This window comes from Streptomyces sp. NPDC002144 (assembly GCF_053593695.1).
This window is the reverse complement of record NZ_JBSFDB010000124.1, coordinates 1-6964: the sequence shown is the minus strand read 5'-3', so window position 1 is coordinate 6964 and position 6964 is coordinate 1. Positions and strand designations below refer to the sequence as shown.

At 69.4% G+C, this 6964-nt stretch carries 5 protein-coding genes and 1 pseudogene; all 6 read right to left on the bottom strand.

Annotated elements, in window-relative coordinates; genetic code table 11:
• Positions 1–1121 precede the first annotated feature (1121 nt).
• Positions 1122–2081, bottom strand: coding sequence for a thiopeptide-type bacteriocin biosynthesis protein (locus ACWCQ1_RS51375; RefSeq protein ID WP_451030048.1), 960 nt, complete (start codon positions 2079–2081; stop codon positions 1122–1124).
• Positions 2082–2220: 139 nt separating this feature from the next.
• Positions 2221–3752, bottom strand: a pseudogene (locus tag ACWCQ1_RS51370) (ISKra4 family transposase).
• 70 nt (positions 3753–3822) lie between these two features.
• Positions 3823–4365, bottom strand: coding sequence for a hypothetical protein (locus tag ACWCQ1_RS51365; RefSeq protein ID WP_451030047.1), 543 nt, complete (start codon positions 4363–4365; stop codon positions 3823–3825).
• A 74-nt stretch (positions 4366–4439) separates the two neighbouring features.
• Positions 4440–4955: a hypothetical protein gene (locus tag ACWCQ1_RS51360; protein WP_451030046.1), complete on the bottom strand. Its 516-nt coding sequence runs from the start codon at positions 4953–4955 to the stop codon at positions 4440–4442.
• A gap of 81 nt (positions 4956–5036) precedes the next feature.
• A complete protein-coding gene (locus ACWCQ1_RS51355) occupies positions 5037–5939 on the bottom strand; it encodes a lanthionine synthetase C family protein (protein ID WP_451030045.1) in 903 nt (300 codons plus the stop codon).
• A 38-nt stretch (positions 5940–5977) separates the two neighbouring features.
• On the bottom strand, positions 5978–6964 hold a 987-nt coding region (locus ACWCQ1_RS51350; RefSeq protein WP_451030044.1), incomplete at its 5' end, for an IS1380 family transposase.

The window sequence follows — 6964 nt, the reverse complement described above, 5'->3', positions numbered from 1 at the left end:
GGGCTCCAGCTTCGCCCACTGCGCATTCGTCAGATCGTGCCTCCCCATGAAGTGGATCTTGACACATCAAGATCCACTTCTGAAACACGCCCTAGGAGCCGGGCCCGGTCGTACCAGCCCCGCGCCGCCCAGTGCTCAGACCGTGCGGGCGTCCGATCTGCTCCCATGGGGGCGCCGACCTTTTGATCCGCGGTCACCGTGCACCGCACCAGATCGCTGGTCAGGTGTCCGAAGTCCTCGGCCGAGGGGCTTTGCAGCCTCGCGTCGGCCCGTTCGCCGCCGACCGGCAGTCCCAGGGCGTCGCATGGCCATCTGGAGCAGCGTCGGCAGGAGGATGCCGCCGGTCCCGTCGTCGTGGTAGCCGAGGCCGAGGTCACCGGGATCGTTGTACCAGGAGAACGCGACGTTGATGGTCGGGCCCACGAGCTCGGCAATGACCGCCTTGTACCGCTCGGCGTTGACCAGTCTTGGTCGGTCGGCCGCCGAGTCGCTTTGAACCCGCACACCAGAGGACCGCCGGCCGCGTTGGCGAACGCTGCGACGTCTTTGGCGAGTTCATACTTCTTCGAGTCGAGGCTGAGCTCGTACGGGCCCGCGAGGCCCACCCCCTGAAGTCCACCCACTCGGACTCCGGCATAGCCACGACCGCTTCGGGCCGCTGCTGGGCGAGCAGGGCGACGATCCTGACGCGGCTGTCGACGACGGCAGCGCGGAGAGGACGGCGGCGGCCGGGCCATGGCGGGTGCGGCCTATCCGGGCGTTGATCCGGTGGGGCTGCTCGGTGAGATGGGCGTGTACGAGGTCGAGGGGCACGGGGCACGGTGCGCCGTGGATGGTAGTGGCTGAGGCGCAGATGACCGCGCCGTCCCCGTGTTCGCCGATCACGTACCCGTCCACGGCGTCGACCGGCACACGATGGTGTGCAGCGAGAGCCGCGCGGTAGCGGGCGGTGTCGGTCGCCGACCCGATGCCGTACGCGGGCTTGGTGAACAGAACCCCGTACGCGTATCCGGCACAGCGAACCACCGGGGCCCCGACCGCTTCGAGGACGTCAAGCTGTGCGGCCTCCCACCCCCCTGCGGAGGCCGGGCCCGCTGCCATGCGTCCGATGCCTTCGGCGCTTACCGGCCAAGTGCCGCCTCCCGCGCGGCGCGTGACCAGATGGCCTGCTGCCGGGCGTTGAAGCCCATGCGGTTCCAGTGGAAAAGGAGGTGCCGGGCCAGGACGCTCCGCAAACCGAGCCCAAGGTGCCCGTCTCTCGCAGCGGCTGCGAGGCTACGACCGGCGCGCTCCATCTCGGCCACCCAGCTCCGCAGCGGCGCGAGCGGCCCGTCAGTGAGTGCTGGGTCAGCGTCGCGCAGGAGCAGCTGCCGCATCGAGTCAGCGAGGGCGCTGACCTTGTCGGCGGGTACGTCCTTGGGCAGCGGCCGTGTGGACTCGACCTGTCCCCACACGTCCCCTTGTTCACCCCATTCGAGTCCGGCGGCTCGCAGAAACAGGGTGGTGACGAGCAGTGAGGTCGCCTTGGCGTCAAGCAGCGCTACGTTTCCTCCGGTGACATGCTGCTGATAGTCGAGCACGCCAACGCTGTCCGCGTGGAACACGGAGTGCGCGATCGTCATACCGGCGGGGCCTCCGAACGCCAGCGTCTCCGGCTCGTAGAAGGACGGCCACCAGTCCTTCACCGCACCCCAGGACACGGCGCTGTCGAGGGCTTCGGTGATGTGCGCGGTGGTGTCCTCCACTGAGGCGTCCGGGCTGGGGTAGATCCGCAGGCGCCAGCAGGGGGACTTGCGCAGGAACCACCACTGGCCGACGGGCGCAACGCGCAGGGACGGCAGGAGGCAGGCGCGGAAGGCCTGTACCGCGGTGGGGTAGTCGGCGAACTCGATGTACGTCTGGTGCCAGGCTGCCGTGCGCGTGTCGAGTGCGGCCCGTCCGGCGGCGCGGTACCGCTCGACCGCATCGGCCAGCTGTGCGGGGGTAGTGCGGGAGCGGCAGGCGGCGTCTTCGATGGGCACTCCGCTGAGAACGGACAGGATGGCGTCCTCCATGGGGCTGGCCTCGTATGGATTCACCATGGCGTGTCCTTAGCTCAGGAGCAGGCAAGCGTCCCAGTCGGTGACTGGCTCGGATCCTGTTTCGGCGCTTTGGAAAGCCAGCGTCGCTCCGGCCGCGCCTTCGAGGAAGGGTGCAGTTCGTTTCGAGGGACGACGTTGATCAGGCAGTGAGGGCGAACTGCTGCGGGTCGGAGTCGGGGTAGATGCGCGCGTGCTCCTTGTGGGTGTGGAAGCGCCAGTAGGGTTCGAGGTCGCCTTGGCGACGACGGCACGTAGTCGCAGGACGGCTTCGGCTCCGGGTAGGCCCCAGCGGGCGCCGGTGATGTCGAGGCGGTCGGCGATCAGGTGGCGGCAGGCGCCCTCGACCGCGCCGGTGGCGATCGGCCACCCGTTGTTGAGCGCGGTGTCGTAGCGGAGTTGGTCGAGGTGCCCGGTCAAGTAGCGGCCGCAGGCTTCGACGGCCTCGCGCCGGGTGGTGGGCAGTTGTTCTTGAACGGCCTGAGCGGTCATCTCCTCGGCCTCGCGGGCGGCGTGGCCTGCCAGGATCGCCGTCAGACGGTCGGCCGCCCAGGCTTGTGCCTCGGTGGTTCCGGGTTGGTGGAAGGCATGGGCAGCAGCCCAGGTGTACTCGGCGACGTGCACGAAGTCGAGCAGGATATGAACCGTGACGCCGCGTCGGGCGGTTTCCGCTGCGATCAGGTCGAGCTGGTGGCGGGCGCCGTCGACGAGGATGACCCACGGTCGCAGGTGCTTCGGGTCGCGTGCTTGAGCCTGGTCGAAGGCGTCGGCGATGACCTGTCCGGGCGAGCGGACGAGCGAGGCGGTGCACCACTTGTTCTCGGCCTTCGGTCCTGGGCGGGCGGGACGCTCGCCGCTGCGCCCACCGGGCGGGTGGATCACATCGTGCGGACGTCTGGGCGCCGGTCGGGTGTCAAAGATGCAGGCCACGGTCGCCATCCGCTTCCGGTTCGGCTTCTCGCCGGGGGCAAGTCGGCCGCGGTGGCCGCTGGCAGCCTTTTCGGCGGCTCGTCTGGTGGCTTCGCGCAGGGCCTCGGGGCGCATGACCACGCCCTTTCCGTCCACCTGGACCACCAGCGGCATTTCGCGGCTGCACGGGACCGGGATTTTGGCCTGGTAGAAGCCGTCGCTGTCGATCGCGGCGGCGACCACGAGCTCTTCCAGTCGGCGCTTGCCGAGTACGTTCCCGCAGCGGCGCTCGACGGCTTGGTGGGCCTGGTCGAACGAGCCGCGGATGGCCTCGGTGACAGCGAGCCGCCGTAAACCCGTCGAGTGCCGGCCCGCAGGCAGCGACAACGCAGTGTCGGCGGGATGGACATTGCAGGCACCGGGGCCGCGGTGGGCGACCCGCGTGACGCGGACCAGCCCAAACACGGTGGCCAGCCAACGTGAGTGTCCCGTCTCGCGCCAAGGCCGCACCCGGCCTTCCGGGCCGACCACGACCGGCCCTGCTCCGGCGCGAACCTGTTCCTCCTCACGTGCCGCGCGCAGGTCGAGGTGGTCCTGCAGCAGCAGTCGGAGCAGTTCCCGCCCGGCCGCATCCAGGTATTCCTCCAGTTCAGTGTGGGTCCACGTGCTGGCATCGCTGCCTGACAGCGTGGTGGTCAGCGTCTCGATGGCGCTGAGGGAGCGGGCAAAGGGGTCAGCGGTGGCATGCGTGTCGTACGGTGTCATCTCCAGGGCTCTTCCCGTCCAGCATCGATTGGGTCGCACCTTCGAATGTAGGCGCGGAAGAGCCCTGCTGTTAACGGGAGTTGGGCGAAACGCCACCGCGGCGGCGAGCCGGGGCGAACATGCCCGGCGTGTCCTCGTCCAGCCAGCCGCGATCCACCAGCCGCTTTAGCTTCGCCCGGGTGCCCTCGATCTTCCCCGTCTCGGCGGGCAGTCCGATCCGTGGCACGATCTGCTTGGCGCGGATCGGCCCCGGCGCGTCCGCCACCACCTCCACGATGTCCCGATACACCCGCGGCAGGACCTCCGCCCCCATCCCGGGCTGCCAGTTCGGGACCGTCAGCACCCCGATGACCCGCCGCTCGGCCCCCGCATACGCCGACGCCGCCGAATCAACTGGGCTCGACCGACCCGTGTCGACCGCGGCCCCCGGCTTCTCCGGGGTCATCTCCGCCAGAACCTCGGCTACCGTCTCCCGGGCGATCCGCAGCCGCTCCAGCCCTTCCCGGGCCGCTTTCAGCCGCCCGGACACCTCGGCGAGCTCGGCTTCCAACTCCTCCACCCGCGTCCGGGCTGTCGCCTCGCGGGCTTCCAACTCCTCGAACAGCGAGCCCATCCACCGCTCCTCTCCCGCTACCACGGTAGAGACGAGCAGACCAGAGCGGGAGTAGCTGTCTCAATCGGGGACAGCTACGGACGGATGACGATGCTGCTGAGAGCGCCGTTCCCCCACACCGTGGTCTGCATCATCATCCGGCCGTCCAGGGAAGCCACCGTGAACTCCGGAACGAAACGATCAGTGAAGAGGGTCGCGAAGCCGCTCCGCAGCAAGTCCACCTCGCTCCCCACCAGGTCCCACTCATCGAGTAGTTGGACCCTGAACCACACCTCGTAGGGCTCATCATCTGGATCTTCCCCGAGGCGTGCGCGGCCCACCGCCAGGAGAAACTCACGCTGGTCGTCGAGGAGCCCGTACTCCATGGCCATGCGGTGCCACGCCGCGTTGACCTTGTCTGCGAAGTCCGGAGCATCCAGGTCGGCGGCCTCGTCCGGTTCGGAGTCGAAGCGCCCGTGTTCGGGCCGCGCGCTCGCCGGCGACACGTACTTCGGCAGTGGAGGCAGCTGAACCTTCCCCGGGACCCGTTCGACGAGTCGAAGCCCAGCGGGTCCGAGCAAGTCACCAATTTCGGTGTCAGTCAGAATCACGGCAGCACAGTAACCCCAGGTCACACCGCTCACACCGGATTTTCGGGTGTGCCAGGAGCCCAGGCGACTACGACCCGCTGGTCACGAGTTCCCTCGAAACGAGCCGCACCCTTCGAGGAAGCCGGGGGCGTCCGGCGGTTCGGCGGTGAGGAAGCGCTGGCTGAGCGTGGGAAGCCGTTGGGTGAACAGGTGGGGGGTTTCGGCGTCCTCGGCGACCCGTTGGACGGTGCGCAGGAGGCCGCCCACGCCGTGGCAAAGGCCCCGGTTGGTGAGCTGCTCGAGCTGGGTCGGGTCGTCCAGGCAGTACAGCAGGGCGTGCTCGGCCATGCGTTGGCGGTCCTCGTCGCCCATGGCGATGGCGGCGAGCTGTTGCGCGCGGGCCTGGCCGGGCGTGCCGTAGCACCAGGAGGGCGAGGAGGGGAGAGCGGGCGCGGGGCCCGTCTCGCTGATCCAGCGGGGCCAGCGGGTTCCCCGGTGGTCGGTGTGCCGTATCCGGTCGAGCCAGCGGCAGATCCGGGTCATGGCGGCGTCATGGTCGTTGACGGTGACGCCGCGCCGCTTGGCCAGAGCGAGCAGGGCGAGGGGTCCGGTGATGCCGTGCGCGAGGCCCGCGTTGGCGTGGCCGCCAGGTGTGGCGGCCTTGTCGGTGGTCGGGGCGTGGTCGACCCACCATCCCGGCAGCTGCTGCCTTTTGGGCCCGGCGATCGGCTGGGTGAGTCTGACCAGATACTCCAGCACGCCCTTCAACTCGCCGCTGTGTGGTTCGCGGCGCAGCAGGAGGGCGCCAAGCCCGGTGAGTCCTCGGAACAGGTCGTACTCGGCGAAGGTGGCGAACCGGCGCTGGTCGATCCGTGCGTGGGCGGCGTTAAGCCTCGATCCACCGGTCAGTATCTGAAGTGATCTTTTGAGGCTTCGCGGGCCTGGCCTCGGGGCTGTGACTGGGTGCGGGCAGGGGGAATTTGCTGGTCTGCCCAGCTTTTCCACGGTTCTGCTCCGGTCGGGCCCTGGCGGGGTGGGGTAGTTCAGTGACGTCCAGTCGCCTCTGGTGGTGCGTGGACGGTGTCGAACAGCTGTGTCCAGGCGTGCTGGCAGTGCCAGTTGCGCGGAAGGTGCAGGGTGATGCGCCGTGCGGAGCGGGCGAGCCTGGCCGGGACCTGGATCAGGTGGGCGCGGAGGGTGGCGGTGGTGGCTTTGGCGTGGAAGGCGGAGGCCAGTGCGCCGGTGGCCCGCAGCAGGTTGTAGGCCATCGCCCACAGGATCAGCCAGGCGGCGTTGGCGTGGAAATGCCCCGAGGGCAGGTGGGTGAAGGCTCCGGCATTGCTGTCGGCGATGACCTGTTCGACGACAGCGTGGTGGCGGTGCTCGCGTTCGGCCTGGAGGGTGGGGGCGGGGTTGTCGGTGAAGAACGGGTGGTAACGCCAGACCGGGAACAGCTCGCCCTGTTCGCCCACGACAGCGGGTTTGGCCAGGTCGCGGACGCGGCGCACGATCAGCCGGGCCGTGACGCGCTCGGCTTTCTTGCGGCCGGCGAAGGCGGTGTAGGCGGGTATCTCGGCGACCTCGGCGCCTGAGATGAGCTCCCCTGTGTCGGGATCGGGCACGGCCGTGGGGTAGGTGATCTGCTGCCATGCCTCCTCCGGGATGCCGAGGACGGCCCGTTTGATGGAGGGGTTCATGCCGCAGGAGAGGGAGAAGCGGGCGCCGGCCCGGCGGCAGGCGGCGATCACCCCGGCGTTGTAGAACTGGGAGTCCGCGCGCAGGATGCGCAGGCCGGTGCAGCCGGCCTCGGCCGCGGTGGCCAGCGCCTCGCTGACAAGTTTGGGGGCGCCGCGGGCGTCGGCTGCTTTGCCGCGCCGCAGCCGCACGGTGGCGATCACCGGCCGGGAGGTGGGGGTGCAGATGGTGGCGAGCAGGGGGTGCAGGGTGCGGATGCCCTTGAACCGGCCGTACTCGGCGCCCTGCTTGGTCCGGCCGTAGACCCGTTTGTGGGTGGAGTCGACATCGATGAA